We start from the raw sequence: 23973 nt of genomic DNA, 5'->3' as shown, positions 1-23973 counted from the left end.
TCCGTCAGGCGTCGCGCGTTCCGCGATACCAGTCCAGAATATAGACGCGAATGGCCGAGGCAAGACCGGTTTCTGGGTCGCGCGCCACGTCAATCTCAGCCGCCAGAACGTTGATTGGAATATCCTTTTCGCGCGCAATGTCGCGAAAGGCCTGCCAGAATTCATCCTCAAGCGAGACCGAGGTGCGATGACCTTTGAGGGTCAGGGATCGTTTGACAGGGCGACCGCTCATTCGTCGATCTCATGGCCGTCCAGATCGCGGCGCTGTTTGTCCTGCCGAAGCTTTACGACCTGCTTTTCAGCCTTGCTCTGTCCGAACTTGGCCGCGTTCTGGTCGGCGCGGGCCTTTTTCTCGGCCCGCGCTTTTTCTTTTCGATACCGGTTCAGATTGACCGGTTTGCTCATTTTGCTTTCGGCCCGATCATCTGCTCGGGGCGCACAACGGCGTCAAAGGTGTCTTCGTCGACAAAGCCCAGCGCAATGGCCTCTTCCTTGAGGGTCGTGCCGTTCTTATGCGCGGTTTTGGCCACTGTGGTCGCGTTGTCGTAGCCGATGGTCGGGGCCAGCGCCGTGACCAGCATCAGCGATTCCTTCATCAGCTTGTCGATGCGCGGCTCGTTGGCCTGAATGCCCAGCAGCATCCGCTCGGTAAAGCTGTCGGTTGCGTCGCCCAAAAGCTGGATGGATTGCAACAGGTTATAGGACATCATCGGGTTGTAGACGTTCAACTGGAAGTGCCCCTGCGATCCGGCAAACTTGATGGCCGCGTCGTTGCCCATCACATGGGCCGCAACCTGCGTCAGCGCCTCGGCCTGGGTCGGATTGACCTTGCCGGGCATGATCGACGATCCGGGCTCATTCTCGGGCAGAATCAGTTCCCCCAGACCCGAGCGCGGGCCAGAGCCCAACAGGCGGATGTCGTTGGCGATTTTGTAGCAAGACCCTGCAATCGTCGCCAAAGCGCCCGACAGGAACACCATGGCGTCGTGGGCTGCCAGAGCCTCGAACTTGTTGGGGGCGGTGACGAAGGGCAGGCCGGTGATTTCGGCCATGTTCGCCGCAACCGCTTCATCCCAACCATGATGCGTGTTCAGTCCGGTGCCGACGGCGGTGCCGCCCTGCGCCAGTTCGTAAATCCCCGGCATCGCGGCTTCGACGCGGGCAATGCCCTGACGGATCTGATGCGCATAGGCGCCAAATTCCTGCTCCAGCGTCAGAGGGGTCGCGTCCTGCGTGTGCGTGCGGCCGATCTTGATGATGCCGGCAAACTCGGTGGCTTTCTTTTCCAGCGCCGCTGCCAGTTTCGTCAGGCCCGGCAACAGAACATCGCGCACGCTGGTTGCGGTGGCAATGTGCATGGCGGTGGGGAAGGTGTCATTAGACGACTGCCCCATATTGCAATGATCGTTCGGATGCACCGGGTCTTTCGAGCCGATCACGCCGCCAAGAATCTCGATCGCGCGGTTGGCGATGACCTCGTTCGAGTTCATGTTCGACTGCGTGCCCGAACCGGTCTGCCACACGACCAGCGGGAAATTGTCGTCGAACTTGCCTTCGATCACCTCACCAGCGGCCTGAATGACGGCATCCGCGATCTTAGCGTCCAGCTTGCCGATGGCTTTGTTCTCCATCGCGCAGGCTTTCTTAATCACGCCCAGCGCACGCACGATGGCCACGGGCTGTTTTTCCCAGCCGATGGGGAAATTCATGATCGAACGCTGCGTTTGCGCGCCCCAATATTTGTCGGCGGGAACCTCCAGCGGGCCAAAGCTGTCGGTTTCGGTGCGGGTCTGAGACATCGGGTTCTCCGTCTGGTATGCAGTCGTATGCCGTTTACCCGCAGCAAGGCTGTGGCGCAATCGGCCAGTTGCGCGCACCATAAACTCACGGCTGGCAAAGGTATAGGCGCTTGGGCGCGTCAAATTTGTTGCTATCGCCGGGATTGCGCCATTGTGCGCGACGCAGGCTTGGCTACAATGGTTCTGGCATCAGGTTGGAGGACAGAGTGCGGATACCGGTTCAGACATTCAGCCTTAGATTCGTTGCCTTTTTTGCGGGTGTTCTGCTTTGGACCGCCGTCGCGACCATGCAGGTTCGCGCGTCGGAAATCACCCCCTTCGTCGGAGATTATACCGGTTCGGCGACTCTGGTGGATGAGGACGGTACGGAAACGCCCCGGGATATGAGCGTGTCGATCCACGAAACCCAAAACGGGTTCAATGTCAGTTGGACGACGACCACCTACCGGGGAGACGGGCGCGTCAAACAACAGAAATTCTCGGTCGATTTCCAGCCTTCAGGGCGCCCCGATGTCTTTTCGGCCGCGATGAAGCGCAATGTATTCGGGCATGAGGTTCCCCTGGACCCGATGAAGGGGGAACCCTTTGTCTGGGGCCGTATCGAAGGTCCAACACTGACGGTGTTTTCACTGTTTATCGCGGAAAACGGCGGGTACGAGTTGCAGCAATATGACCGAACGCTGGCTGACGGCGGGCTTAACCTGTCCTTCTCACGGTTTAGAAACGGCGAGAAATCCCGGTCGATCAATACCTTTCTTGAGAAACAGTAAACGCCGCGCAGAACGGGTTGTGATGTCTCACTTTCGGAAACTGTCCAGCGACACGACATCTGCGTCGTGGTGCGCTTCCTCTTCCACGACCTCGATCGGTTCTTCAACGATGGGATCTTCGTCCATCTCATCCTCGGGGCTTTCGAAGCGCAAACCGAACTCCACCGATGGGTCCACAAAGGTTTTGATGGCCGCATAGGGGATATAAAGCGGCTCGGGCGCGTCGCCGAAGTTCAGAGTGATCGCAAAACCAGTCTCACCAACCTCGAGGTTTTCAAACCAGTGCTGCATGACGATCGTCATCTCTTCCGGGTAGCGTTCGCGCAGCCAGTCGGCGATTTCGACACCGTGTTCGCGGGTATCAAAGGTGATGAAAAAATGATGGGCGCCGGGCAAACCGGTTTCGGAAACGCCTTTCAGAACAGTCTTGATCAAACCGCGCATCGCGGTGTGCATCAGATTTCCATAATCGATGTCCTGCGACATGTGTCATCCTCAAAAGTGGTGAGTTTAGCATAGGGCTTTTGTTCGGAAACGAAAGGGCACCTGTGATCGGATTGATCAGAAAAAGTGCACGACCATTCCCGCGCCAGCCATCAGAAACAACGTGGTTGCCATCCCTGATTTTAGTCGGAATATCAATACCCCAGCGACAATCGTCAGGATCAGACCGATATAGTCGAGCGTGCCGGTATCCGGCAGGGGCACAGTGACCGGACCCCATGATTTTTGCGGCACCGAGTCGAAAAGAACATTCAGGGCGAACCACACGGAGAGGTTGAGAATCACGCCGACCACCGCGGCGGTGATCCCGTGCAGGGCCGCCGACAGGCGCGGGCGGGCTGCCAACTGGTCCAGAAACGGGGACGCCAGAAAAATCCACAGAAAACACGGCACGAACGTGGCCCACAGTGCAACCGCACCGGCCGCCAGCGCAAGCGGGGGGCCACCGCTCATCTGCCCCGTCAGCATCGCGACAAACTGCGTGACCAGAATAAGGGGGCCGGGCGTGGTTTCCGCCAGCCCAAGCGCGTCGATCATCTGATCGGTGCTGATCCAGTTGTACTGGTCCACAACCGTCTGCGTCATATAGGCCAGTACCGCATAGGCACCGCCAAAGGTGACAACGGCAAGGCGCGCAAAGAACCAGCCCAGATCAGAGAGCAGTTGCTGACCGGTTAAGCTGAGGACAAACAGCGGCCCCAGCCAAAGCGGCAGCCAGATCGCAACGGTGCGCAGCGGGCGCGTGAGACTTGGGCTGGAGGGCGGCTCGGCCACCGGGGCAGAGCCCTTGAAGGTTGCGTATCCCCACAGGGCGGCGGCCAGAATGATCAGGGGGAAGGGCAGGTTCAGCAGGAAAATCGCCAGAAAACCCAACCCGGCGATTATGCGATGTTCCGGGTCCGTCAGCGCCTTGCGCGACAGGTTGCGCAAGGCCTGCAGGACGATGACAATCACCGTTGCCTTGACGCCCAGAAAGGCCGCCTGCACCAGCGGCAGTTCTCCGAAAGCGGCATAGAGCGCGACGAGCAGGGCGATGACGACAGCGCCGGGCAGGACGAACAGGCTGCCTGCAATCAAGCCGCCGGGCACACCGCGCAGACGCCAGCCGGCATAGGTGGCCAGTTGCATCGCCTCGGGGCCCGGCAGCAGCATGCACAGCGACAGGGCGCGCAGATAGGTTTGCTCATCCAGCCAGGGGCGGCGTTCGACCAGTTCCTGATGCATCAACGAGATCTGGGCAGCGGGTCCGCCGAACGAGAGCAGCCCGATGCGGCCAAATACGCGGACCAACTCTTTCAACGTCGGCGTCATGGCCGGTGGCCTGTCGGCCAGTCGTGGCTTTCATCAAACCCATCGCGGGCCCAGCGGTACAAGGCATCGTACAGATGCATCCCGGCCTCGAGGTTTTCATGATCGTCGCGATATTGACGCGACAACCCGACAGAGACCGCCAGCAACCCGGCCGCCTCGGGCGCAAGATCATGGCGGTTCGTATCCGCCGCCCGGACCACTTTGGCCAATCGGTCCAGCGGCTCGGACCGCAGATGAAACTCATCCAGCATGGTGTCGAAAGTGCAGGCCGCGCCCCGGTGGCTCCAGAAGGTGTTTTCGATGTCAAAAGGCGTCGCGCCGAATTTTTCCGCGACGTTTTCGACCTCGGCAGGGGCGACGAACAGAAACCGGGCGTTGGGGTCCACAAAGCGCCGGATCAGCCAGGGGCAGGCGATCCGGTCGATCTTGGGACGATGGCGCGTGACCCACAGTGTCCCGCCATCAACAGGATCGGGCAGGGCCGAGGCCGGGACCCGCAAAGCACCGGGGTGATCCCGCCAGGCGAACACGCCGCCCTCAAGATACTCCGCCCGGTGTCCTTCGCTGCGCAGCCAGGACACCAGCCCCTGACTTAGTTTCTTGCCCTTTTGGCAGACGATCACACAAGGGCGGCCGGATACACGTTGAATAAGCCCCGGAATGTCTGCGGCAGGGTGACGAACCGAACCGGGGATCAGAAACGGGTCAGCCTCAAAATCAGGGTCCAGACATACATCGACAAGTGTCGGCGACTGGGGCGTTCCGACCAAACGCATCAGTTGCTTTGGGGAAATAGAGTTAGGCGATGCCATGGCATGTCTCCTTATAGTCTCGGATACATGCGAAACTTGGGCTGTCGCCTCACGGGGCGTTCGCAATTTTACCCCATGCTTCTTGCTAACGCGCGAGGGCCGCAGGGGTCAAGATTTCATGGCGTCAAACCCAATCCAGCCTTTGCCCGGTCATGCAGACCGGCAGAGTATCGGATGGAAACTGGCCCAATTCTTCAAAAAACGAGATGAAGTCGAAGTGGTTATAAGCCTCGACCATTTTGTTGTTCTTGAAACGCGCCATGACCTGACCCGTGACTTCGATCGGGGCCCCGTTATCGGCCCGGAAGGTTTTGACATTCAGAATCGCCGACACCCAATCCCCGTTTTCGATGATGTTGGGCATGTCCACCGTGATGTCGCCCAGAACGTGCCGAAATGCCGTGACCAGATCGCGAAAATCGTCAGTCCCGACCTGCATCTCGGGGATCAGCCCTTCGACCATGGTTTCCGGCGCAAAGTAATCTTCGATCGCGTCGGTGTTCCCTTTTTCCCAAATCTCGGAATACCACTCTCTGAGTATCTCTGAATTCGTCATTCCGGCCTCCTGTCTGTCCGGAGTGACGATGGGGGAAATGGGTGAACAAACTCTGAACGCGACCTGAGTTTCGCGGATATTTGTCAGACATAATGTGGAAAATGCAGGTTTCTGTTGCCAGGTACCTGCGAACCCCGCCTTACGCGGCTAGGCGCAAGGGCTTAGATTTCGGTCTTGTTACTGCTTACGCAGCAACTGCAACCGGAGCACGATTGTCGTTTGCAATTGTACTGTTTTCGCCGGTAACGGTGGCAGACAGCCGAGACAAAGCTAACCCCTTTAGACGTTCGTCGATCCTGTTTCGGCCCCAAAATCCCCAAACGAAGGATGGTTGGTGGAGCCGCCGGGTACCGCCCCCGGGTCCGATCCGCTTATTACGAGCGCGTTTATGTCCATAGTCCCGAAGGACATCCCATATATAGGTGAGGTGATGGACGGATGCAAACTCAGTTTGTCATCCGACCAATCTAACGTTCCCAATCGGTTAAGTTGCCTTGTTAAAGTTGGCGGCAATGAGCCAGACCGCCAGAACCAGTTCGATTCCCCCGAAGATCAGCGCCTTGGTCAAAGGCGGGTTGTCCAGCGCAACCGATACGAACCGGCCCAGCGCGGCCCCGGCATAAACGACGCCCAGCATCACATAGGCCATCGGATTGTTCAGCCAGATCACGGCGATTCCGGTAACGACAAACAAGCCGCCGACCGAGGCGCGCATCTCGGACAGTCCCATTGTGCTGTCGGTCGGGGCCAGATCAAGGGCCGAGGCGGTGTGGGCCGGGGCCAGAAACCCAAACGCGCCGAATCCGATGGTCAGCAGGGCCGCGATAACATTCAATGTAGTGACCATGTCGGCCCCCCCCCCCGGTTCAGGCCGCGTAGGCGGCGTCAAAGAAATCGCGTTCCAGTTCGACGGCGCGATGGAACAGCCGTGTAACCTCGGCCTGTTCGGATGCATCCAGTGCAGGCCAGATCTGATCCAACTGAGTGCGCAGATACGCCACCACGCCCTCAAACCCTTCGCCGGCATGTAGTGTGATCCACTCGGCAAACCAGAAGGGTAAATCGTCTTTCGGCGGGTTCACCGGCGTGGCCCATGTCAGATAGATCCATTCGGCCACCACCAGCACAGCCAGCATATTCTGGTACCGGCCCGAGGCTGCGGCCTCGGCCATCAGGTCCTGAAACTCCCGCGTAGCCGGGGCGGGCGCCGAGATCGGTTCGGTACCCAGAGCCTCCATCGCGCGCAGGAAATAGGTGTTTTCGGGGCCGGTTATGACCGCAAGGAACTGCGCAGCAGGGACGCTGTCGGCAAGTGAAGGCGCATGGGCGATGGCACTGGCCAGCAGGCGGACAAAGCGGTCGACAAACTGATAGTCCTGCTGCAGATACCAACGCATCTTGTGCAGGGGCAGGGTGCCATCGGCCAGTTCGCGGGTAAAGGCGTGGCGGGTTGCGGCCTGCCAGTCCTCTGGTTTGCCATCGCGCAGCAACTCGGTTGGTCGGGGGCTGTCCTGCATCGGGGTCTCCTTGGTTTTCTTGAGGCACAGAAAACCTGTTTCGGATCAAAGCGCAAGCGCTGACCACAGGCCAAGAGCGCCGACCAGAATTAGGCTGAGCGCCCAGACCAGCTCCAGATTGAACCAACTGCGGGACAGGAACTGCAACCCCAACCAGCGATAGACGGCATAGGCAAGAATGCCGCCGCCCAAAATCATTGCAGCCGTATGTATGGCCGCGACGGCAAGCACCAGCAGGCCGTTGGTTGTTATGATCTGGGACACAGCGCGGTGCCCGGCGTCGAGCTCATCTAGGCCGCACAGGCCCAGATAGATCGGAACCAGCATCAGCGCGGCACCATGCGCAAGCGCCACCAGAAAGGACCAGAGCGCCAGTTTGGTCGGAGGAATACGGGACAACATGCGCGGATGGCGGCGGGTCACGGCGATGTAAAGGCCCATCGCGATGACGATCAACGCAGCCCCGATGCGGATCTCTCTTTGGTAATCGACAAGAACGGCCATCAAGGCAAAGGGCAGCAACACCCCCAGCATGGCCAGGAAATGCCCGCCCGCCAACGCGGCCAACGCGCGCCATAGGGCGGATTGGCGCTGCTCCATCAGCGCCGACGACACCGCAAGCGGCCAGCCCATTCCCGGATTCAGCCCGTGATAGGCACCGCTGAGCACAACGGCCAGCCAAAGGCCGGCCGTCGATGTCATCAGAACCTCCAAATCAGACCGAGGGGTAGCAGAAACTGTCGGTCGAGCAGTCTCCGCCCTCAAGCCGGATCTGGTGGCTGCGATAGCCGTCGGGGAAGTCGACCCAGAAGTTCGGGTCCAGCGTCAGACCGCCGGTCTCTCCGACATCGGCCTTGACCATGGCGGCACCGCGTTCACTGGGATAGAACTGATCATCCCACGTGGAATAGAGCGAGTTGGTCCAGTAGACGCGTTTGCCGTCGCGGCTGATTTCGACCATCTGCGGGCCGTAGCCAAAGTCTTTGCCATTGGGATGCTTGGTCTTTTTGACAATCCCGCCGATTTCGACCTTGCCCGCCAACGTTGGGTTCATCGGGTCGGACACATCGTATTGATGCATCTCACCGGTGCCCCAGCACGCGACATACAGGTATTTGTCATCCAGACTCAGGTCGATATCAGTGACCAATGGCGGCACCGCCGAGAAGCCTTTCAGCAAATCAGGCAGGTCGTCCGGGTCAGCCGGTTGCGGGTCGATGGTGATGGTCTTTTTGGCCTCAAAAGTGCCGTCATCGTTGCGCCACCACGTGAAGATCGCGCCTTGCAGGTTCGTGGTGTCCACGACAACGCCGCAGAACCCGTATTGCTTGACCGGATCATGCGCAGGGCGGATTTCCAGCGCCATCTGATGGTTCTCGCCCAGATCGATGGTCTGGATGTTGGTGCGGTTGCGCAGGTTCCAGAAATGGATCGAGTGCCCATATTTGTTCGACAGCAGATCCTCGGCCACGATCCCGTTTTCGAACTGGGGCGGCAGACCCCATTCGGAACTGACCATGTAGTCACGCGGCAGGTTCCACCAGAAATCATAGTGTTTGTCCTGCACACCACGCTCGATCTCGTACCGCCCGATGATGTCGAAGGTTTCGCAGTCCATGATGAAGATGCCCGGAGGTCCGTCTGTTCCGTCCTTGCCACCGCCACCCAGCGTGCTGACATAGATACCTTCCGGCCCGCAATGGATGGTGTGCGGGCGGGAATATCCTGTCTTGGCAAAGACTTCCTCGGGTTCGATGATCTTGTGAATCTTCGCCTTCAGCGGGTCTTTCACGTCAATCACATAAATACGGCTGGAGCGGATGCCCGGAACGATTAGATACCGGCGTTCCAGAAAGGCGTGACCGGTCAGAGGCGACAGCGCCGACGAACAAGCATTCCAGCCAAAATGGTGAAACTCATCCCCCTTGTTCGGCATGATCACCTGATGCACGATCTTGCCGAAATCGCCCGAGGTCGGATCGACATTCACCACCGCCAGCCCGTCAGGTTGCGAGAAATCGGGGCTGAGCATCAGCGTGAAAGCGAGCGTCTCAGTCGGGCCCTCCATCGCCAGCTTGGCGGATGGGTAAAAGGTTGGGTCCGGTCTTTGGTTCATAACGTCCTCCCGTTAGCAATTGAGATTCAATCTTTTTTGAGAGTTCCGGTCTTCACGCCGGCTGACATTTTACCTGCTCGTTCTTCCTTTATGTCTGCGATAGTGGCCGGATCAGAGATCAGGCTTGTTTGCGTTTTCGGTCGGCCACGTCCCGGGCCAGTTGTCGCGTGTAACCTTCAAGCGCAACAAGCGTTGAATCGACGGTTTCGGTGTCTTTCGCTTCCAGCGCATCGGCTATTTTGGTGTGAAGGGCGATGATCTCTTCGCGCGAACGGGCGGTGAAGGTGATCATGTTCATCAGCGGCTGCATCGCCTCGACGGCGCCGGCAAGCTGATAGGACAGAACCGGGTTTCCGGCGCCATCGACCAGCGCGCGGTGAAAAGCCACGTCCGAGGCGCAGAACGCCTCATCCGTCAGGCCGGATCTGGATTGGCGATCGATCTCGGCCCGCATGGTGGCCAGTTGATCCTTTGTCCGCCGCTGTGCCGAAAGGGGCGCGCAGGCGCGTTCCAGCGCATACCGCGCCTCGCACGCGGTGTCGAAGCTGACGGCGTTCATCGACAGCAACAGGGTCGAGGTTGTGATCTGCTGCGAATGGGCATCCTCAAAGCTGAGCCGGTTCACAAACGCGCCACCCGCGGCACCGCGTTGGGTTCGGATCAGCGATTGTGCCGCCAGCCGTTTCAGCGCCTCGCGCACCGTTGGGCGTGACACCTGGAACTGATCGGACAGCTCCGCTTCGGACGGCAGGCGCTCGTCAACGATCAACTCACCGGATACGATCGCGTTCCTGATGGCCTGTGCGATCTGGGCGGACAAGTCAGACGGATTTTCGGGGTCGATTTTCATAATCTGGTGCCAATGGGACGATTTTATTTGTCTGACATTTAAAAGTCTGACATTTGAAAAAGCAAGGGGTGAGTCGGGAGGATCACATGAGTCGCGCAATGGTTCGCAGCGGTTTATGGCTTGGGTTCTATGCCCTCATTCTGTGGGCCTGGTGGGTCATGTTCTCGATGAGCCGGGACATGGACCTTGACTGGATCGGACGTCCCGGCCCAATGGGGCAGGCGATGCGGGTCATGGACCCCCGCATGGACATGTATATGCCCATGGCCGAGTTCGGCCCGCTGTTCTGGATGTGGGCGATCATGATGGCGGCGATGATGCTGCCGACATTGGTGCCGACGCTCCGCAGCTATGATGACCTGATCCGCAGTGCCAACGGAACAAGGGCCGGGTGGCTGGGCGTTCTGGCCGGGTATTTTCTGGTCTGGGTCGGGTTCGCCGCCCTAATCACCGGCACCCAGCTTGCGCTTTTGTTCGGAGGCGTCGTGGACATGCTGGGCATCGCCAAATCGCCATTGTTTGCGGGCGTGTTGCTGATCGCCGTTGGCGCGTTCCAGTTCACCCGCGCGAAAGAGGTCTGCCATGGCGTATGCCACGCCCCGATGACCTATTTCCTTGGCCATTGGAAAACCGGCTTCACCGGCGGATTGCGCATGGGGCTTGGCCTCGGTGCGTTTTGTGTCGGCTGCTGTTGGGGCTTCATGGCGCTGGGATTTGTAGGCGGCGTCATGAGCCTGATGTGGATGGGGCTGGCGACCCTGTTCATGGTTTTGGAAAAACTCCCCCAGATCGGCCATGCCGTGACCCGACCCATGGGGTTTCTACTGATCGCGGGCGGCTTGGCCCTGATCGCTCATCACTTTGCATACGGAGGATAAACCTATGGCCAAGAACAGAAAACCAGACGCCGACAGGTTGCCGATCAGTCAACGTATCGACAGCCGTATGCCCAACCCCAAACGACGCGAGATGAGCCCGACGGAATGGGCCATCAAGGGTGAGTTGATCCTGAACTGCTCGTGCGACGTGTTCTGCCCCTGTGTTGTGTCGCTGGGCGCGCACCCGCCGACCGAGGGTCATTGCCATGCGTGGATGGGGGTAATCATCGACGAAGGTCACTATGAAGGCGAGGACCTGTCGGGCCTGAACGTGGGCCTGCTGGTCGATATTCCGGGCCGTATGGGCGAGGGGCAGTGGAGGGTCGCCGCCTATGTCGATGAGCGCGCCAGCGGCAAGGCGTATAACGGCCTGCTCCAGATTTTCAGCGGTCAGGCGGGCGGCACCACCGGCCTGTTCACCATGCTGGTCAGCGAAATCATTGGTGCCGAACGCGCACCGGTTCAGATCGAGCGCGACGGCACCAAGCGGCGTATCGTGATTGGCCGCAAGATTCAGGGCGAGATCGAGATGCTGGCGGGCAAAGACCCCGAGCATCCCGTCATGGTGTCCAACTCGAAATACTGGATGGGGCCGGACATTATCGTGGCTCGTGGCACCAAATCGAAAGTGCGCGATTACGGGCGTGTGTGGGATTTCGGCGGCAAATCTGCTGAAATCTGCCCCATAGACTGGCACGGACCGAAGTGATGATCACCGGAGCCTATGCCCGCGAGATGTCGGGTTATAACCGCTGGCAGAACAATCAGTTGGCCGGTTTTCTCAAGGAGCTGACACCGGAAGAACTGACCCTTGACAGGGGCGCGTTTTTCAAATCGATCCTTGGAACCGCGAACCATCTGCTTTGGGGCGATTGGATCTGGATGTCCCGGTTTGACAAGGGACCCGGTCCGATTGTCGACATCCATACAGCGGGCGGCGGGATTCACGAAAGCGTCTCTCTGTGTGCCGATCTGGAAGAGTGGTTGCCGCTTCGCGAAACCGTGGACGCCCGTATCGAGGATTGGGCGAACAGCCTGAGCGACGATATCCTCTCGGGCCCCTTCACGTGGTATTCGGCGGCGAAAGAGGCCGAAATTACACTGCCTTACGCGCAATGCGTGGTCCATATGTTCAATCACCAGACACATCACCGGGGACAGTTGCACAAGATGCTGACCGAGACCGGTTCGGCAGCCCCCGTCAGCGATCTGGTCTTCATGCCGCAGGAGGATTGAATGCCGCAGATTTCTCTGTCCCGCCGACTGCGTCGTACTCCGTTTTCCGAAGGGGTCGAAGCAGCGGGCGCCAAGGCCTACACCGTTTACAACCGAATGCTGCTGCCGACGCTTTTTGAAAGTGTCGAAGCCGATTACCGACACCTGAAGACCCACGTACAGGTGTGGGACGTCGCCTGCGAGCGGCAGGTGGAGTTGCGAGGGCCCGATGCGACGCGTCTGATGCAGATGCTGACGCCCCGCGATCTGAGGGGGATGTTGCCGGGCCAGTGTTTCTATGTGCCGATTGTCGATGAAACCGGCGGAATGCTGAATGACCCTGTAGCTGTGAAACTGTCCGACGATCGCTGGTGGGTTTCGATTGCCGACAGCGATTTGTTGCTTTGGGTCAAAGGCTTGGCCAACGGGTATCGCCTTGATGTTCTGGTGGATGAGCCGGATGTTTCGCCTCTGGCGGTGCAGGGGCCAAAGGCAAATGACCTGATGGCGCGCGTCTTCGGAGACCGGGTGCGCGATGTCCGCTTTTTCAAGTTCGATATGTTCCAGTTCGAAGGCCGCGATCTGGCGGTGGCACGCTCGGGCTACTCGAAACAGGGCGGTTTTGAGATCTACGTGGAAGGCGGCGATATCGGAATGCCCCTGTGGAACGCGCTGTTTGCGACGGGTGAAGACCTTGAGGTGCGGGCAGGATGTCCGAACCTGATCGAACGGATCGAAGGCGGTCTGTTGTCCTATGGCAATGACATGACAGACGACAACACGCCGCATGAATGTGGTCTGGGCAAGTTCTGCAATACGCATACCGCCATCGGCTGCATTGGCAGAGATGCCTTGCTGCGGGTCGCAAAAGAGGGCCCGGTTCAGCAGATCAGGCCGATTGCAATTGATGGTGATGCCGTGCCGCCCTGCGACAGGCCATGGCCGGTTTATGCGGATGGAAAACGCGTGGGGCAGGTGACGTCAGCGGCCTGGTCGCCGGATTTCGAAACCAACGTCTCGATTGGAATGCTGCGGCTGAGTCATTGGGACCCGGGTACGAGTATCGAGGTTGAAACGCCCGACGGGATGCGTCGGGCAAAAGTACAAGCGAGTTTCTGGGTGTGAGCGCGAATGGGGGCTCTGCCCCCGTTGCTGCGCAACTCCCCCGGGATATTTTTGGCCAGATGAAATGCGGATCTGGTCATGAAAGAACGAAAGGAAAGTTCATATGTTCAATGCATTGGTGATGGATAAGGATGAAGAAAGCGGATTGGCGAGCGCGTCGGTCAAGCAGCTTTCACAGGATGACCTTCCGCATGGGGAAGTCACCGTGGCGGTCGAATATTCGACCGTGAATTACAAGGACGGGCTGTGCATGTCGCCCAAAGGCGGCGGGTTGGTCCGGTCTTACCCGCATGTGCCCGGCATCGATTATGCGGGAACGGTCGAAGCCTCGACCGATGACCAGTACAAGCCCGGAGATCGGGTTGTCCTGACCGGCTGGCGCGTGGGCGAAGCGCATTGGGGCGGGTATTCGCAAAAGGCCAACGCGCTTGCGGACTGGCTGGTGCCCTTGCCCGAGGGGCTGGATGCACGGCAGGCCATGGCTGTCGGGACTGCGGGATTCACAGCAATGCTCGCCGTCATGTCGCTGGAAGATCGCGGCCTGACACCGGACCAGGGGCCGGTTCTGGTGACAGGGGCTGCTGGCGGGGTCGGGTCCGTTGCAACGGCGATCCTGGGCCATCTGGGCTATGAGGTCGCGGCCGTGACAGGTCGGCCTGAAACCGGGGAATATCTGAAATCCTTGGGGGCGACGACGATTGTCCCGCGGGATGAGTTGAACGAGACCTCGAAGCGCCCGTTGGAAAGCGAAAGCTGGGCCGGGTGTGTCGATGCCGTCGGCGGCGCGATGCTGGCGCGGGTTCTGGGGCAGATGAAATATGGCTGCTCAGTTGCCGCGGTCGGTCTGGCGGGCGGCGCGGCGTTGCCCGCAACCGTGATTCCGTTCCTATTGCGCGGCGTGAACCTGTTGGGAATCGACAGTGTCATGCAGCCTTATGACAACCGTGTCCGCGCCTGGCAGCGGGTAGCCACGGACCTGCCGATGGACAAGCTCGAAGCGATGATTCATCCCGCCAACCTGTCCGATCTGCCACAATTGGGCGCGGATATTTTGAAAGGTCAGGTCAAGGGGCGCGTTGTCGTCGATGTGAACGCCTGACGCGCGGCAAAAATCAAAAAGCCGACCGGTGTCACAAACCGGTCGGCTTTCGCATTTTACCTGTGGCGCAAAAAATGCCTGAAACAACTCTGGTCATTGCCACAATTCCTCATCATGATTGCTATACATCCCTTTTGTGATGGCTTAAGACCCATCCAAACAGCATTTGAAGACGGGGAGTGAGCAGCATGTCTGATGACTTCGAATTGGATACCAATGACCTTAAACGCCGCATGGAAGGCGCCATGGCAAACCTCAGGACTGAATTTGCTTCGTTGCGCACCGGGCGGGCCTCGGCTTCGATGCTCGAGCCAGTGATGGTCGATGCGTACGGGTCGATGACGCCGATTAATCAGGTGGGCACAGTCAATGTGCCCGAGCCTCGGATGGTCACAGTGAACGTCTGGGATAAGTCATTGGTCGGTAAGGTGGAAAAGGCGATCCGCGAAAGCGGGCTGGGGATTAACCCGCAACTGAACGGCACCATTATCATGCTGCCGATCCCCGAATTGAACGAAGAACGCCGCCGCGAGCTTGGCAAGGTTGCCGGGCAATATGCGGAAAGCGCCCGCGTGTCGATCCGCAACGTCCGGCGGGACGGGATGGATCAGATCAAGAAGGCCAAGGCCGATGGCATGTCCGAGGATGATCAGAAGTTCTGGGAAAGTGAAGTTCAGGATTTGACCGACGAATTGATCAAGGCCGTAGACGCCGCGCTTGAGACCAAGCAGGCCGAGATTATGCAGGTCTGAGCAGGTAGAATGCCCAAAGATCCCCACATCGAGCTACCCGTTGGCCCGCGCCACGTGGCCATCATCATGGACGGCAATGGCCGCTGGGCCCAGGCCCGGGGCCGCCCCCGGCTGTTCGGCCACCACGCCGGCGCCCGCCGCGTGCGCGAAGTTGTCGAGGCCTGTCCGGGGCTGGGGATCAAATACCTGACGATCTTTGCCTTCTCGACTGAGAACTGGAAGCGCACTCAGGTCGAAGTCGCCGGGCTGATGAACCTGTTCCGCCGCTACATCATCAAGGAAACCCGGACACTGGCCGACAACGGCATTCGCGTCCGGTTCATCGGGGATCGCGTCCGGCTGGATTCGAAGCTGACCGAGCTGATGGACACGCTGGAAGAAGAGACCAAGGATAACGACCTTGTTCACCTGACAGTTGCCCTGAACTATGGCGGCCGGGACGAGGTTGCCCGCGCGACCAAAAGACTGGCCCGGGACGTGGCCGAAGGGCGATTGCGGCCTGAAGAAGTGGATGAAGAAACACTTCCTAAGTATCTGGATACACGCGTATTGCCCGATCCCGACCTGGTCATCCGCACCAGCGGCGAGGCGCGTATCTCCAATTTCCTTCTCTGGCAGTCGGCGTATTCGGAATACGAATTCATCGACACGCTGTGGCCGGATTTCACCGCCTCCGAGCTAGAGAAGCTGTGCCGCAATTTCGGCTCGCGCGAAAGGCGGTTCGGGGCGGTCCCGGCATGAGTGATGGCCGATGGTCTGATCTGACAGCGCGGGTTCTTTCTGCAGCAGTTCTGGTGGTCATTGGCGCGGTCGAGGTCTGGCTGGGCGGTCTCTGGTTCGAAACGTTCATTGCGGCGGCCAGTGGTCTGATGACGTGGGAACTGGTCCGGATGATCGACCCGCAGCGTTCGGGCGTTGCAATACAGTTGGGCGTTCTGACGGCAATTGCGGTGATCCTGAGCTATCATTTGCCACCCGGTTTCAACCTGCTCATTCTGCTGGTCCCGGCTTTGGGCGGGGCCGGGCAGGTCGGCCGGTCTCGGGTACTTTACGCCGTGTTTGCGTTGTGGATCGCGGCGGCGGGGCTTGGGTTCATCTCGATCCGCGAGAATATGGGGTTCAGCTTCATGGTCTGGCTGATTGCCGTTGTGGTGGCAACGGATGTGGCCGGATACTTTGTGGGCAAAACCTTTGGCGGCCCTAAGTTCTGGCCTAAGGTAAGCCCGAAAAAGACCTGGTCCGGCACCGCCGGCGGATGGGCGGCTGCTGCGGTTGTTGGAACGGGCTTTGCTATCTATGGCGGCTTTGGCTTTGCTTTCGTGCTTGTGTCTGTCCTTGCGTCGATGGCCAGTCAGGCAGGCGACATCGTTGAAAGCGCTGTGAAACGGAAATTCGGGGTCAAGGACAGTTCGAACCTGATACCCGGTCATGGCGGGTTTCTGGACCGGTTCGACGGAATGATGGGGGCGGCCCTGTTTGTCCTGATTGCTGGTCTGATCTACGCGCCCGAGGCTATGTAATGCGCAAAGTTTCGATTTTCGGAGCGACCGGATCGATTGGTCAGAACACAATCGATCTGATTGCCCGCGCCCCCTCGGCCTATGATGTCGTGGCGCTGACCGGCGGGGCGAATATCGAACGGCTGGCAGCCGATGCAAGGCGTTTGGGGGCGGATCTGGCGGTTACGGCGCATGAAAATCGCCTGCCAGACCTACAGGACGCGCTGAAGGGCAGCGGGATCGAAGTGGCCGCCGGACAACGCGCTATTGTCGAGGCTGCGGCGCGGCCTGCGGACTGGGTGATGTCGGCCATTGTCGGCGCGGCGGGCCTTGCTCCGGGGATCGAGGCGTTGAAGCAGGGCGCAACGCTGGCGCTGGCGAACAAGGAGACTCTGGTCTGTGCCGGGGCGCTGGTTCTGGAAACCGCAAGGGCGCACGGCGCGCGTCTTTTACCGGTCGACAGTGAGCATTCTGCCGTGTTTCAGGCGCTTGTGGGCGAGGATATGAGGGCAGTTGAACGCGTGATCATCACCGCCAGCGGCGGTGCCTTCCGCGATTGGCCTCTGGCCGATTTGGCGAAGGCAACGGTCGAGCAAGCTTCGAGCCATCCCAACTGGAACATGGGACAGCGCATCACCATAGACAGCGCGTCGATGTTCAACAAGGCGCTGGAAGTGATTGAGACCCGGGAATATTTCGAGATCGAACCGGATCGGATCGAGGTTTTGGTCCACCCCGAATCCATCGTACATGCGATGGTGGGGTTCAGGGACGGTGCGGTGATGTCCCACATGGGCGCGCCTGATATGCGCCACGCCATCGGCTATGCGCTGCACTGGCCCGAACGACGCGATCTGCCGGTGGACCGGCTGGATCTGGCGAAGCTGGGGCAGTTGCGCTTTCACACCCCGGACGAGGCGCGGTATCCCGCACTGAAACTGGCGCGTGAGGTCATGGCACGCGGCGGGCTGGCCGGGGCGGTGTTCAACGCGGCCAAGGAACGGGCGCTGGACCATTTCATCGCGCGCCGGATCGGTTTCCTGAGCATGGCCGACGCGGTGGCCGAGGTTCTGGACCGGTTTGATGCCAAAGATGGCCTTATTGATGCCCCTTTGACACTTGATAACGTGCAGCAAACGGACCATCTGGCGCGTCAATGGGTCGATGAAGCCGTGATCGTAAGAGCAGGATAGAATATTGGACGCACTCTCACTGATCCCCCAGTTCGGCAATTTGCTGTACACGATTGTGGCCTTTGTGGTCGCTCTGTCCGCCATTGTGGCGGTGCACGAATATGGCCATTACATCGTCGGACGCTGGTCCGGCATCCATGCCGAGGTGTTCTCGATCGGGTTCGGCCCTGTTTTGTGGAGCCGGATCGACAAGCGCGGAACCAGATGGCAGGTCGCGCTGTTGCCCTTTGGCGGATATGTGAAATTCCTTGGCGATGCGAACGCCGCTTCGGGCAAGGATTCCGAGGCGATGGAGGACATCGCCGAACAAAGCCCCGAACAGCTGCGCCGCACGATGCACGGTGCCCCGCTATGGGCGCGCACGGCAACTGTTGCCGCCGGGCCGGTGTTCAATTTTATCATGTCGATTCTGGTCTTTGGCCTGATCTTCTGGTCACAGGGCGTTTCCCGGGAACCGTTGACGATTGGAACGCTGCAGCCACTACCGGGCACGGTTCAGGGCCTGCAGGTCGGCGATGAAATCATCGCGATTGCCGGCATCCCGACGCCTGAGTTTGACGAAGAAAGCACGTGGAGCGAGTTTACCGAGGCTCTGCCTGTCAAACCCGTTCTGGACTATACCGTGATCCGCGACGGGCAGACCATGGATGTGCAGGCACCGTGGCTGTTCCCGCCCTTGATCCGGCAGGTCGCGCCGCGCAGCGCCGCGATGGACATTCAGCTCGAGCAGGGGGATGTGATCACTGCCGTCAACGGCGAACCCATCTTTGCGTTCGAGCAACTCAAGGAGTTTGTCGAAGGCTCTGACGGGCGCGTTCTGTTGCTGAATGTCTGGCGTGACGGGGCCGATCTTGAGTTTGCGCTGGCCCCGCGACGCACGGATGAACCGAAACCGGATGGCGGGTTCGTCACTCATTGGCGGATTGGCATCGTCGGGGGCATGATGCTTGAGCCCGCGACCGTACCGGCGGGGCTGATGGATTCCCTGTCCGGCGGGGTGCGCCAGACCATACGCATCATCGAAGGGTCGCTTTCGGGCATGTGGCACATGGTGACGGGCGCGATCAGCACCTGCAATATCTCGGGCCCGATTGGGATTGCCGAGACCTCGGGCGCGATGGCAAGCCAGGGGGCGCAGAACTTCATCTTCTTCATCGCCGTTCTGTCGACAGCCGTCGGGTTGCTGAACCTGTTTCCGATCCCGGTATTGGACGGCGGCCATCTGGTGTTCTACGCCTACGAGGCCGTCACGGGCAAACCGCCCAGTGAAAGGGCGCTGCGGGTCTTTATGGGCGTGGGATTGACGCTTATTCTGGCCCTGATGCTGTTCTCGGTCAGCAATGATTTGTTCTGCTGAATATGACGCCCGCCGCACATTGACGCCGCAATGTCGCCGCAATCTTGGGGTATGGTTATTCCGCTACAAGTGAGGCGGTCATGTCAAAAGCACTGCGGAAATCTTATCAGAGTGTCAGCTTCCTGTTCATCCTGAACTGGGACTCGCTTTTGTATTTCGGTGCGACCGCTCTGGCCTTGGCTGGCGGCGCTTACCTCGCGGGTCTGTGATTCTAACTCTCTTCCGGTAAAAGCAGACGGCGCACCCTATCGCAGGGTGCGTTTTTTGGCCTTTTGACAAGTGGATTTATTCCCGCTACTCAGCTTTAAAGTCTTAAAATTCTGGGTAGAGCATAAAATGACTGACAGGCAAGGCGCGGGCACATCCTGCGGGGGGCAAAAGCCGGCAAACAAGATTTTGTGGCAGCCACTAACCTTCCTTTTCCTTTTTGTAGCAGTGAGTTTGCTGGCTTTGCCCCATGCGGCGCAAGCGCAGAGATTCACGATCAATTCCTTCGACGTCGAGGGTAACCGGCGCATCGAAAGCGGCACGATCATCGCCCGTACGGGAATCGAACCGGGCCAGACGGTTACTGCCGGGCAATTGAACGATGCCTATCAGCGTTTGCTTGACAGTGGTGTTTTTGAAACAGTCGAGTTGACGCCACGCGGCACCACTCTGGTGATTGAGGTGCAGGAATACCCGACGATCAACCAGATCAGCATCGAAGGGAACGCCCGCATCAAGGACGATGTTCTTCTTGGTGTTATCTCGTCGGAACCGCGCCGCGTGTTTACGCCGCAGGTTGCTGAAGCAGATGCCGACCTGATCGCCGAGGTTTATTCCGCGCAGGGCCGTGTGGCCGCGACAGTCATCCCGCGCATCATCCGCCGCAGCGACAACCGGGTGGATCTGGTTTTTGAGGTGGCCGAGGGCACGACCATCGAGGTCGAACGGGTCAGCTTCGTGGGCAACCGCGCCTTTTCCGACCGCCGCCTGCGCCGTGTGCTGGAAACCAAGCAAGCGACGTTCCTGCGGACGTTCTTCCGAAGCGACACCTTTATCGGGGATCGCATCGAATTCGACAAACAGGTCATTCGCGATTTCTACCTGTCGCGCGGATATATCGATTTCCGTGTGAACAGCGCCAATGTGGAATTCACCCGCGAACGCGACGCGTTCTTTCTGGTGATGAACATCACCGAGGGTCAGAAATTCTCGTTCGGCCAGATCACCACTGTCAGTGAAATCCCGGGTGTCGATCCGGCCATTTACCAGGACTCGCTGAAGATCAAGCCGGGCGTGACCTATACGCCGACTTTGGTGGAAAACTCCATTGCAAGGATGGAACGTCTTGGACTGAAAGAGGGTGTCGATTTCTTGCGTGTTGAGCCGCGTGTCACCCGCAACGAACGTGACCTGTCATTAGACGTACAGTTCGTCCTGTCGCGCGGCCCGCGCATCTTTGTTGAGCGGATCGATATCGAAGGGAACACAACAACGCTGGACCGGGTTATCCGCCGTCAATTCGACACCGTCGAAGGCGACCCGTTCAACCCGCGCGAGATTCGCAACGCTGCCGAACGTATCAATGCGCTTGGCTTCTTTGCCAACGCCGACGTCGAACCGCGCGAGGGATCGTCGCCCAGCCAGGTTATCGTGGATGTGGACGTTGAAGAGCAGCCCACAGGATCGCTGAGCCTTGGTGGTAGCTACTCGGTCACGGATGGTTTCGGTATCGCCATCGGTCTTCAGGAACGGAACTTTTTGGGCCGGGGGCAGACCATCGGTCTGAACCTGTCAACCGCTCAGGACTCTGAACAATACACGCTGAACTTCACCGAACCTTACCTGCTGGGGCGGAAACTGCAGTTTGATCTGGGTCTGGGTTTGTCCTCGACCAACTCGAGCTTTGCCAGCTATGACACTGAAAGCCTGTTTTTCCGGCCTCAGCTGAGCTACGCCATCGGTGAGTTGTCGACACTCCGCCTGCGCTACGGCTGGGACCGCAGCGAGATGACCCAACAGGATAATGAGGTCAACGGTGCCGTCATTTCGTCCGAGATCGCGCAGGGCAAGCGGGTCAACAGTACGCTGGGTGTCTCTTATGTCTATGACAGCCGCCTTGGCGGTCTGAACCCGAACGCGGGCGTTCTGTTCGAAATTGGCGTCGATGCAGCCGGTCTGGGCGGTGACAACAAATTCTTCAAGTCCACCGCACGGGGCATTGCCCAGACGCGCGTTTGGAACGAAGAGGTCATATTGAGGGCGACGCTGGAACTTGGCGCGCTGCACTGGCGCGGAAACGATTTCAGCCGCACCATTGACCGTTTTGTTCTGGGTCCCAACACCTTCCGCGGGTTTGAGCCGGCGGGTATCGGCCCGCGCGATCTGTCCAACGGGCAGGACGACGCCATCGGCGGCAACTACTATTGGGTCGCCCGGTTCGAAACCGACTTCCCGCTGGGCCTGCCGGAAGAGCTGGGTCTGCGCGGCGGCGTGTTCTATGACGTGGGCAACCTGTACAATATTGACGATGTTGACACGACAGGGGCAACCATCGTCGGTGCCGATGGCTCTATCCGTCATGTGATCGGGATCTCGGTCCTGTGGGAAACGCCCTTCGGCCCGCTGCGGTTCAACTTCTCCCAACCGCTGAAGAAAGAGAGCTTTGACAAGGAACAGAACTTTGACCTGACCGTTCAGGCCCGGTTCTGATCTGCGATGCTGACGAAGTTGCTGACACAAAAACAGGGCCCGCTTTGGGCCCTGTGCGCATTTCTGGCCCTTTTGTTTGCAGCGCCGGTCGCGGCGCAGCAGCTGGGAGTGTCCCCGCATGGCGTTCTGACAATTTCCAGTGACCGGCTGTTCACCGACTCGGCCTTTGGACAGCGCGTGTTGCGGGATATCGAACAGGAAGGCGCGCTGCTGGCCGAAGAAAACGAACGGATCGTCGCGGAGCTTAGCCGGGAAGAAAAAGACCTGACCGAAAAACGCGCCGAGCTGCAGCCCGAAGACTTTCGCCCGCTGGCCGAGGCGTTCGACCGCAAGGTCCAGACCCACAGGGAAAGCCAGCGCGCGAAACTGGACGCTCTGACCCGGCGCAGTGAAGAGGATCGCCAGACCTTCTTCGCCCTCGCTCGCCCGGTTCTGATCGATCTGCTGCGCGAAACGGGCGCGTCCATGATTCTGGAGCGGTCGAATGTCTTTCTAAGCTCGGATACGTCCGACATGACCGATGCAGCGATTGCACGGATCAACGCCACCATCGGTGACGGAGGCGAATTACAGGGCGGTCAGAGCGAATAGGTTTGCTTGCCCTTGCGTTCCGGTATTGCTAACCACGCGGGAAGTGAGACATCCAAAACGGGACAACTGCATTATGACCACGGAACCCAAAAGCGCCGACATTCAGCTGATCCAGCGGATATTGCCGCATCGCTATCCGTTTCTGCTGGTCGATAAGGTTGTGGACATCAACGATTACCACTCGGCCCGGGGCATCAAGAACGTCACGATGAACGAGCCGCATTTCCAGGGGCATTTCCCGGGAACGCCGATCATGCCCGGCGTGACGATTGTCGAGGCGATGGCCCAGACTGCAGGCGTGATGCTGGGCGTCGGCATGGATGTGATCGATACCGAACTGCTGATCTATTTCATGAGCATCGACAAATGCAAGTTCCGCCGCAAGGTCGTGCCTGGCGATGTGCTGGAAATGCATGTCGAAACCCTGCGCGGCAAGAAGGGCGGCAAGCTGTTCAAGTTCAGCGGGCGCGCAACTGTCGACGGGGATGTCGCCGCCGAAGCCGAATTTTCGGCGTATGTCGACTGGGAGATGGAAAAGACGGCATGAGCGGCATTCACCCAAGCGCAATCATCGAAGACGGGGCGCGGATCGGCCAGGACTGCGTGATTGGCCCGTTCTGCTACGTGGGCGCTCAGGTCACATTAGGCGACCGGGTTGAACTGAAATCGCATGTTGTCGTGACCGGCGAAACCTCAATTGGGGATGAAACGGTTATATTCAACTTCTCGGTGATCGGTGAAATTCCGCAGGATCTGAAATTCGGCGGCGAGGATACCCGGCTTGAAATCGGCAAACGCAACCGGATTCGCGAGCATGTGACTGTCAACACTGGCACCGATGGCGGTGGCGGCGTGACCCGGATCGGGGATGACTGCCTGCTGATGGCCGGGGTTCACGTGGCTCATGACGTGCAGATCGGAAACCGGGTGATCATGGTGAACCATGCCGGGGCCGCTGGGCATTGCATTATCGAGGATGACGTGATCATCGGCGGTATTTCCGGACTGCATCAATGGGTGCGCGTCGGGCGCGGGGCCATCATCGGCGCGCTGACCATGGTGCCCAATGACGTCATTCCCTACGGGCTTGTGCAGGCTCCGCGGGGCGAGTTGGACGGGCTCAATCTTGTCGGCTTGAAGCGCAAAGGCGTTTCACGCGAGGATATCTCGGCCCTGCGCGCGGCGTTCCGCGAATTGTCCAAGGGTGAGGGTACCTTTATGGACCGCGCCCACAGGGTAGGGGACGAGACCGAAAGCGAATATGTTCAGCGGATCGTCGATTTCGTGACCGGGCACAGTGACCGTTCCTTCCTGACACCGGGGAAGTAAGGC

At 59.3% G+C, this 23973-nt stretch carries 28 protein-coding genes and 1 other RNA gene; 16 read left to right on the top strand and 13 right to left on the bottom strand.

Going from position 1 to position 23973, the window contains the following annotated elements:
* Nucleotides 1-4: 4 nt before the first annotated feature.
* From ACR0K1_RS05760 to fumC, 3 genes are read right to left on the bottom strand one after another with little or no spacing between them, the layout of a single operon-like run.
* Entirely contained in the window at nucleotides 5-232 is a 228-nt protein-coding gene (locus ACR0K1_RS05760) for a ribbon-helix-helix domain-containing protein (protein ID WP_480610725.1), read from the bottom strand.
* Complete coding sequence (locus ACR0K1_RS05755) at nucleotides 229-405, bottom strand: DUF4169 family protein (protein WP_480610727.1); 177 nt, start codon at nucleotides 403-405, stop codon at nucleotides 229-231. The genes ACR0K1_RS05760 and ACR0K1_RS05755 overlap by 4 nt, the downstream gene beginning before the upstream one ends.
* Complete coding sequence (gene fumC / locus ACR0K1_RS05750; protein ID WP_480610730.1) at nucleotides 402-1799, bottom strand: class II fumarate hydratase; 1398 nt, start codon at nucleotides 1797-1799, stop codon at nucleotides 402-404. Before fumC ends, ACR0K1_RS05755 begins: the two co-directional genes overlap by 4 nt.
* A gap of 287 nt (nucleotides 1800-2086) precedes the next feature.
* On the opposite strand from fumC, the gene ACR0K1_RS05745 reads away from it, so the two are divergent.
* Nucleotides 2087-2569 (top strand): hypothetical protein, encoded by a 483-nt coding sequence (locus tag ACR0K1_RS05745; RefSeq protein ID WP_480610733.1) that lies wholly within the window; start codon nucleotides 2087-2089, stop codon nucleotides 2567-2569.
* Nucleotides 2570-2596: 27 nt separating this feature from the next.
* On the opposite strand, the gene ACR0K1_RS05740 is transcribed toward ACR0K1_RS05745, so the two are convergent.
* The 10 genes from ACR0K1_RS05740 to ACR0K1_RS05695 all read right to left on the bottom strand — a co-directional run bounded on the left by ACR0K1_RS05740 (nucleotide 2597) and on the right by ACR0K1_RS05695 (nucleotide 10235).
* Complete coding sequence (locus ACR0K1_RS05740) at nucleotides 2597-3055, bottom strand: SspB family protein (protein WP_480610736.1); 459 nt, start codon at nucleotides 3053-3055, stop codon at nucleotides 2597-2599.
* Nucleotides 3056-3130: 75 nt separating this feature from the next.
* Nucleotides 3131-4384, bottom strand: a complete 1254-nt coding sequence (gene chrA / locus ACR0K1_RS05735; RefSeq protein WP_480610738.1) for a chromate efflux transporter — start codon at nucleotides 4382-4384, stop codon at nucleotides 3131-3133.
* Complete coding sequence (locus ACR0K1_RS05730) at nucleotides 4381-5196, bottom strand: chromate resistance protein ChrB domain-containing protein (RefSeq protein ID WP_480849187.1); 816 nt, start codon at nucleotides 5194-5196, stop codon at nucleotides 4381-4383. The genes chrA and ACR0K1_RS05730 overlap by 4 nt, the downstream gene beginning before the upstream one ends.
* A 124-nt stretch (nucleotides 5197-5320) precedes the next feature.
* The gene (locus ACR0K1_RS05725) at nucleotides 5321-5752 is read right to left on the bottom strand and encodes an ester cyclase (protein WP_480849185.1); all 432 of its coding nucleotides are present in this window, start codon (nucleotides 5750-5752) and stop codon (nucleotides 5321-5323) included.
* Between the two features lie 100 nt (nucleotides 5753-5852).
* Nucleotides 5853-6200, bottom strand: a transfer-messenger RNA (tmRNA) gene (gene ssrA / locus ACR0K1_RS05720).
* Nucleotides 6201-6236: 36 nt separating this feature from the next.
* Entirely contained in the window at nucleotides 6237-6599 is a 363-nt protein-coding gene (locus tag ACR0K1_RS05715; RefSeq protein WP_480610746.1) for a DUF4345 family protein, read from the bottom strand.
* 19 nt (nucleotides 6600-6618) lie between these two features.
* Nucleotides 6619-7269 (bottom strand): TenA family protein, encoded by a 651-nt coding sequence (locus tag ACR0K1_RS05710; RefSeq protein WP_480610749.1) that lies wholly within the window; start codon nucleotides 7267-7269, stop codon nucleotides 6619-6621.
* Nucleotides 7270-7314: 45 nt separating this feature from the next.
* The gene (locus ACR0K1_RS05705; protein ID WP_480610752.1) at nucleotides 7315-7971 is read right to left on the bottom strand and encodes a hypothetical protein; all 657 of its coding nucleotides are present in this window, start codon (nucleotides 7969-7971) and stop codon (nucleotides 7315-7317) included.
* A 13-nt stretch (nucleotides 7972-7984) separates the two neighbouring features.
* Nucleotides 7985-9385, bottom strand: coding sequence for a selenium-binding protein SBP56-related protein (locus ACR0K1_RS05700; protein ID WP_480610755.1), 1401 nt, complete (start codon nucleotides 9383-9385; stop codon nucleotides 7985-7987).
* Nucleotides 9386-9503: 118 nt separating this feature from the next.
* Nucleotides 9504-10235, bottom strand: a complete 732-nt coding sequence (locus ACR0K1_RS05695) for a FadR/GntR family transcriptional regulator (RefSeq protein ID WP_480610758.1) — start codon at nucleotides 10233-10235, stop codon at nucleotides 9504-9506.
* Nucleotides 10236-10321: 86 nt separating this feature from the next.
* Here ACR0K1_RS05695 and ACR0K1_RS05690 point away from each other — a divergent pair, with 86 nt between their 5' ends.
* The 15 genes from ACR0K1_RS05690 (at nucleotide 10322) to lpxA (ending at nucleotide 23970) form a co-directional block, all read left to right on the top strand.
* Nucleotides 10322-11113 carry a DUF2182 domain-containing protein gene (locus ACR0K1_RS05690; RefSeq protein WP_480849181.1) on the top strand — a complete coding sequence of 264 codons (792 nt, stop codon included), beginning with the start codon at nucleotides 10322-10324 and terminating at the stop codon, nucleotides 11111-11113.
* Between the two features lie 4 nt (nucleotides 11114-11117).
* On the top strand, nucleotides 11118-11822 hold the full coding sequence (locus ACR0K1_RS05685) for a DUF1326 domain-containing protein (protein WP_480610764.1): 705 nt from the start codon (nucleotides 11118-11120) through the stop codon (nucleotides 11820-11822).
* Nucleotides 11822-12349 carry a DinB family protein gene (locus ACR0K1_RS05680; RefSeq protein ID WP_480611148.1) on the top strand — a complete coding sequence of 176 codons (528 nt, stop codon included), beginning with the start codon at nucleotides 11822-11824 and terminating at the stop codon, nucleotides 12347-12349. Before ACR0K1_RS05685 ends, ACR0K1_RS05680 begins: the two co-directional genes overlap by 1 nt.
* Complete coding sequence (locus ACR0K1_RS05675) at nucleotides 12350-13453, top strand: dimethylsulfoniopropionate demethylase (RefSeq protein ID WP_480610767.1); 1104 nt, start codon at nucleotides 12350-12352, stop codon at nucleotides 13451-13453. It abuts the gene before it with no gap.
* A 103-nt stretch (nucleotides 13454-13556) separates the two neighbouring features.
* Nucleotides 13557-14552 carry an acryloyl-CoA reductase gene (gene acuI / locus ACR0K1_RS05670; protein ID WP_480849179.1) on the top strand — a complete coding sequence of 332 codons (996 nt, stop codon included), beginning with the start codon at nucleotides 13557-13559 and terminating at the stop codon, nucleotides 14550-14552.
* 188 nt (nucleotides 14553-14740) lie between these two features.
* Nucleotides 14741-15304 (top strand): ribosome recycling factor, encoded by a 564-nt coding sequence (frr, locus tag ACR0K1_RS05665; protein WP_480610772.1) that lies wholly within the window; start codon nucleotides 14741-14743, stop codon nucleotides 15302-15304.
* Nucleotides 15305-15313: 9 nt separating this feature from the next.
* Nucleotides 15314-16045 carry an isoprenyl transferase gene (locus tag ACR0K1_RS05660; protein ID WP_480610775.1) on the top strand — a complete coding sequence of 244 codons (732 nt, stop codon included), beginning with the start codon at nucleotides 15314-15316 and terminating at the stop codon, nucleotides 16043-16045.
* Nucleotides 16042-16824, top strand: coding sequence for a phosphatidate cytidylyltransferase (locus tag ACR0K1_RS05655; protein WP_480610778.1), 783 nt, complete (start codon nucleotides 16042-16044; stop codon nucleotides 16822-16824). The genes ACR0K1_RS05660 and ACR0K1_RS05655 overlap by 4 nt, the downstream gene beginning before the upstream one ends.
* Entirely contained in the window at nucleotides 16824-17996 is a 1173-nt protein-coding gene (gene dxr / locus ACR0K1_RS05650; RefSeq protein ID WP_480849176.1) for a 1-deoxy-D-xylulose-5-phosphate reductoisomerase, read from the top strand. The genes ACR0K1_RS05655 and dxr overlap by 1 nt, the downstream gene beginning before the upstream one ends.
* 4 nt (nucleotides 17997-18000) lie before the next feature.
* Nucleotides 18001-19353 carry an RIP metalloprotease RseP gene (gene rseP, locus ACR0K1_RS05645; RefSeq protein ID WP_480610784.1) on the top strand — a complete coding sequence of 451 codons (1353 nt, stop codon included), beginning with the start codon at nucleotides 18001-18003 and terminating at the stop codon, nucleotides 19351-19353.
* An 80-nt stretch (nucleotides 19354-19433) separates the two neighbouring features.
* A complete protein-coding gene (locus tag ACR0K1_RS05640; protein ID WP_480610787.1) occupies nucleotides 19434-19562 on the top strand; it encodes a hypothetical protein in 129 nt (42 codons plus the stop codon).
* A gap of 127 nt (nucleotides 19563-19689) precedes the next feature.
* Entirely contained in the window at nucleotides 19690-22050 is a 2361-nt protein-coding gene (gene bamA / locus ACR0K1_RS05635) for an outer membrane protein assembly factor BamA (RefSeq protein WP_480849173.1), read from the top strand.
* 6 nt (nucleotides 22051-22056) lie between these two features.
* Nucleotides 22057-22641: an OmpH/Skp family outer membrane protein gene (locus ACR0K1_RS05630; protein WP_480849171.1), complete on the top strand. Its 585-nt coding sequence runs from the start codon at nucleotides 22057-22059 to the stop codon at nucleotides 22639-22641.
* 73 nt (nucleotides 22642-22714) lie between these two features.
* Complete coding sequence (fabZ, locus tag ACR0K1_RS05625) at nucleotides 22715-23188, top strand: 3-hydroxyacyl-ACP dehydratase FabZ (protein WP_480610795.1); 474 nt, start codon at nucleotides 22715-22717, stop codon at nucleotides 23186-23188.
* Nucleotides 23185-23970, top strand: a complete 786-nt coding sequence (gene lpxA, locus ACR0K1_RS05620) for an acyl-ACP--UDP-N-acetylglucosamine O-acyltransferase (protein ID WP_480610797.1) — start codon at nucleotides 23185-23187, stop codon at nucleotides 23968-23970. Before fabZ ends, lpxA begins: the two co-directional genes overlap by 4 nt.
* Nucleotides 23971-23973 lie beyond the last annotated feature (3 nt).

The organism is Ruegeria sp. F5, assembly GCF_056533845.1.
The sequence above is the reverse complement of the archived record's forward strand: the minus strand, read 5'-3'. Positions and strand labels throughout refer to the sequence as shown.

Bases quoted from the DNA above. Each gene is read 5' to 3' on its own strand.
- ACR0K1_RS05675 (WP_480610767.1), top strand. From the start codon at position 12,350: ATGCCGCAGATTTCTCTGTCCCGCCGACTGCGTCGTACTCCGTTTTCC.
- ACR0K1_RS05725 (WP_480849185.1), bottom strand. From the start codon at position 5,752: ATGACGAATTCAGAGATACTCAGAGAGTGGTATTCCGAGATTTGGGAA.
- ACR0K1_RS05700 (WP_480610755.1), bottom strand. From the start codon at position 9,385: ATGAACCAAAGACCGGACCCAACCTTTTACCCATCCGCCAAGCTGGCG.
- chrA (WP_480610738.1), bottom strand. From the start codon at position 4,384: ATGACGCCGACGTTGAAAGAGTTGGTCCGCGTATTTGGCCGCATCGGG.
- ACR0K1_RS05695 (WP_480610758.1), bottom strand. From the start codon at position 10,235: ATGAAAATCGACCCCGAAAATCCGTCTGACTTGTCCGCCCAGATCGCA.
- fumC (WP_480610730.1), bottom strand. From the start codon at position 1,799: ATGTCTCAGACCCGCACCGAAACCGACAGCTTTGGCCCGCTGGAGGTT.
- ACR0K1_RS05705 (WP_480610752.1), bottom strand. From the start codon at position 7,971: ATGACATCGACGGCCGGCCTTTGGCTGGCCGTTGTGCTCAGCGGTGCC.
- ACR0K1_RS05680 (WP_480611148.1), top strand. From the start codon at position 11,822: ATGATCACCGGAGCCTATGCCCGCGAGATGTCGGGTTATAACCGCTGG.
- lpxA (WP_480610797.1), top strand. From the start codon at position 23,185: ATGAGCGGCATTCACCCAAGCGCAATCATCGAAGACGGGGCGCGGATC.
- ACR0K1_RS05755 (WP_480610727.1), bottom strand. From the start codon at position 405: ATGAGCAAACCGGTCAATCTGAACCGGTATCGAAAAGAAAAAGCGCGG.
- ACR0K1_RS05760 (WP_480610725.1), bottom strand. From the start codon at position 232: ATGAGCGGTCGCCCTGTCAAACGATCCCTGACCCTCAAAGGTCATCGC.
- fabZ (WP_480610795.1), top strand. From the start codon at position 22,715: ATGACCACGGAACCCAAAAGCGCCGACATTCAGCTGATCCAGCGGATA.
- dxr (WP_480849176.1), top strand. From the start codon at position 16,824: ATGCGCAAAGTTTCGATTTTCGGAGCGACCGGATCGATTGGTCAGAAC.
- acuI (WP_480849179.1), top strand. From the start codon at position 13,557: ATGTTCAATGCATTGGTGATGGATAAGGATGAAGAAAGCGGATTGGCG.
- bamA (WP_480849173.1), top strand. From the start codon at position 19,690: ATGACTGACAGGCAAGGCGCGGGCACATCCTGCGGGGGGCAAAAGCCG.
- ACR0K1_RS05655 (WP_480610778.1), top strand. From the start codon at position 16,042: ATGAGTGATGGCCGATGGTCTGATCTGACAGCGCGGGTTCTTTCTGCA.
- ACR0K1_RS05710 (WP_480610749.1), bottom strand. From the start codon at position 7,269: ATGCAGGACAGCCCCCGACCAACCGAGTTGCTGCGCGATGGCAAACCA.
- ACR0K1_RS05740 (WP_480610736.1), bottom strand. From the start codon at position 3,055: ATGTCGCAGGACATCGATTATGGAAATCTGATGCACACCGCGATGCGC.
- ACR0K1_RS05630 (WP_480849171.1), top strand. From the start codon at position 22,057: ATGCTGACGAAGTTGCTGACACAAAAACAGGGCCCGCTTTGGGCCCTG.
- ACR0K1_RS05745 (WP_480610733.1), top strand. From the start codon at position 2,087: ATGCAGGTTCGCGCGTCGGAAATCACCCCCTTCGTCGGAGATTATACC.
- frr (WP_480610772.1), top strand. From the start codon at position 14,741: ATGTCTGATGACTTCGAATTGGATACCAATGACCTTAAACGCCGCATG.
- ACR0K1_RS05660 (WP_480610775.1), top strand. From the start codon at position 15,314: ATGCCCAAAGATCCCCACATCGAGCTACCCGTTGGCCCGCGCCACGTG.
- ACR0K1_RS05690 (WP_480849181.1), top strand. From the start codon at position 10,322: ATGAGTCGCGCAATGGTTCGCAGCGGTTTATGGCTTGGGTTCTATGCC.
- ACR0K1_RS05730 (WP_480849187.1), bottom strand. From the start codon at position 5,196: ATGGCATCGCCTAACTCTATTTCCCCAAAGCAACTGATGCGTTTGGTC.
- ACR0K1_RS05685 (WP_480610764.1), top strand. From the start codon at position 11,118: ATGGCCAAGAACAGAAAACCAGACGCCGACAGGTTGCCGATCAGTCAA.
- ACR0K1_RS05715 (WP_480610746.1), bottom strand. From the start codon at position 6,599: ATGGTCACTACATTGAATGTTATCGCGGCCCTGCTGACCATCGGATTC.
- ACR0K1_RS05640 (WP_480610787.1), top strand. From the start codon at position 19,434: ATGTCAAAAGCACTGCGGAAATCTTATCAGAGTGTCAGCTTCCTGTTC.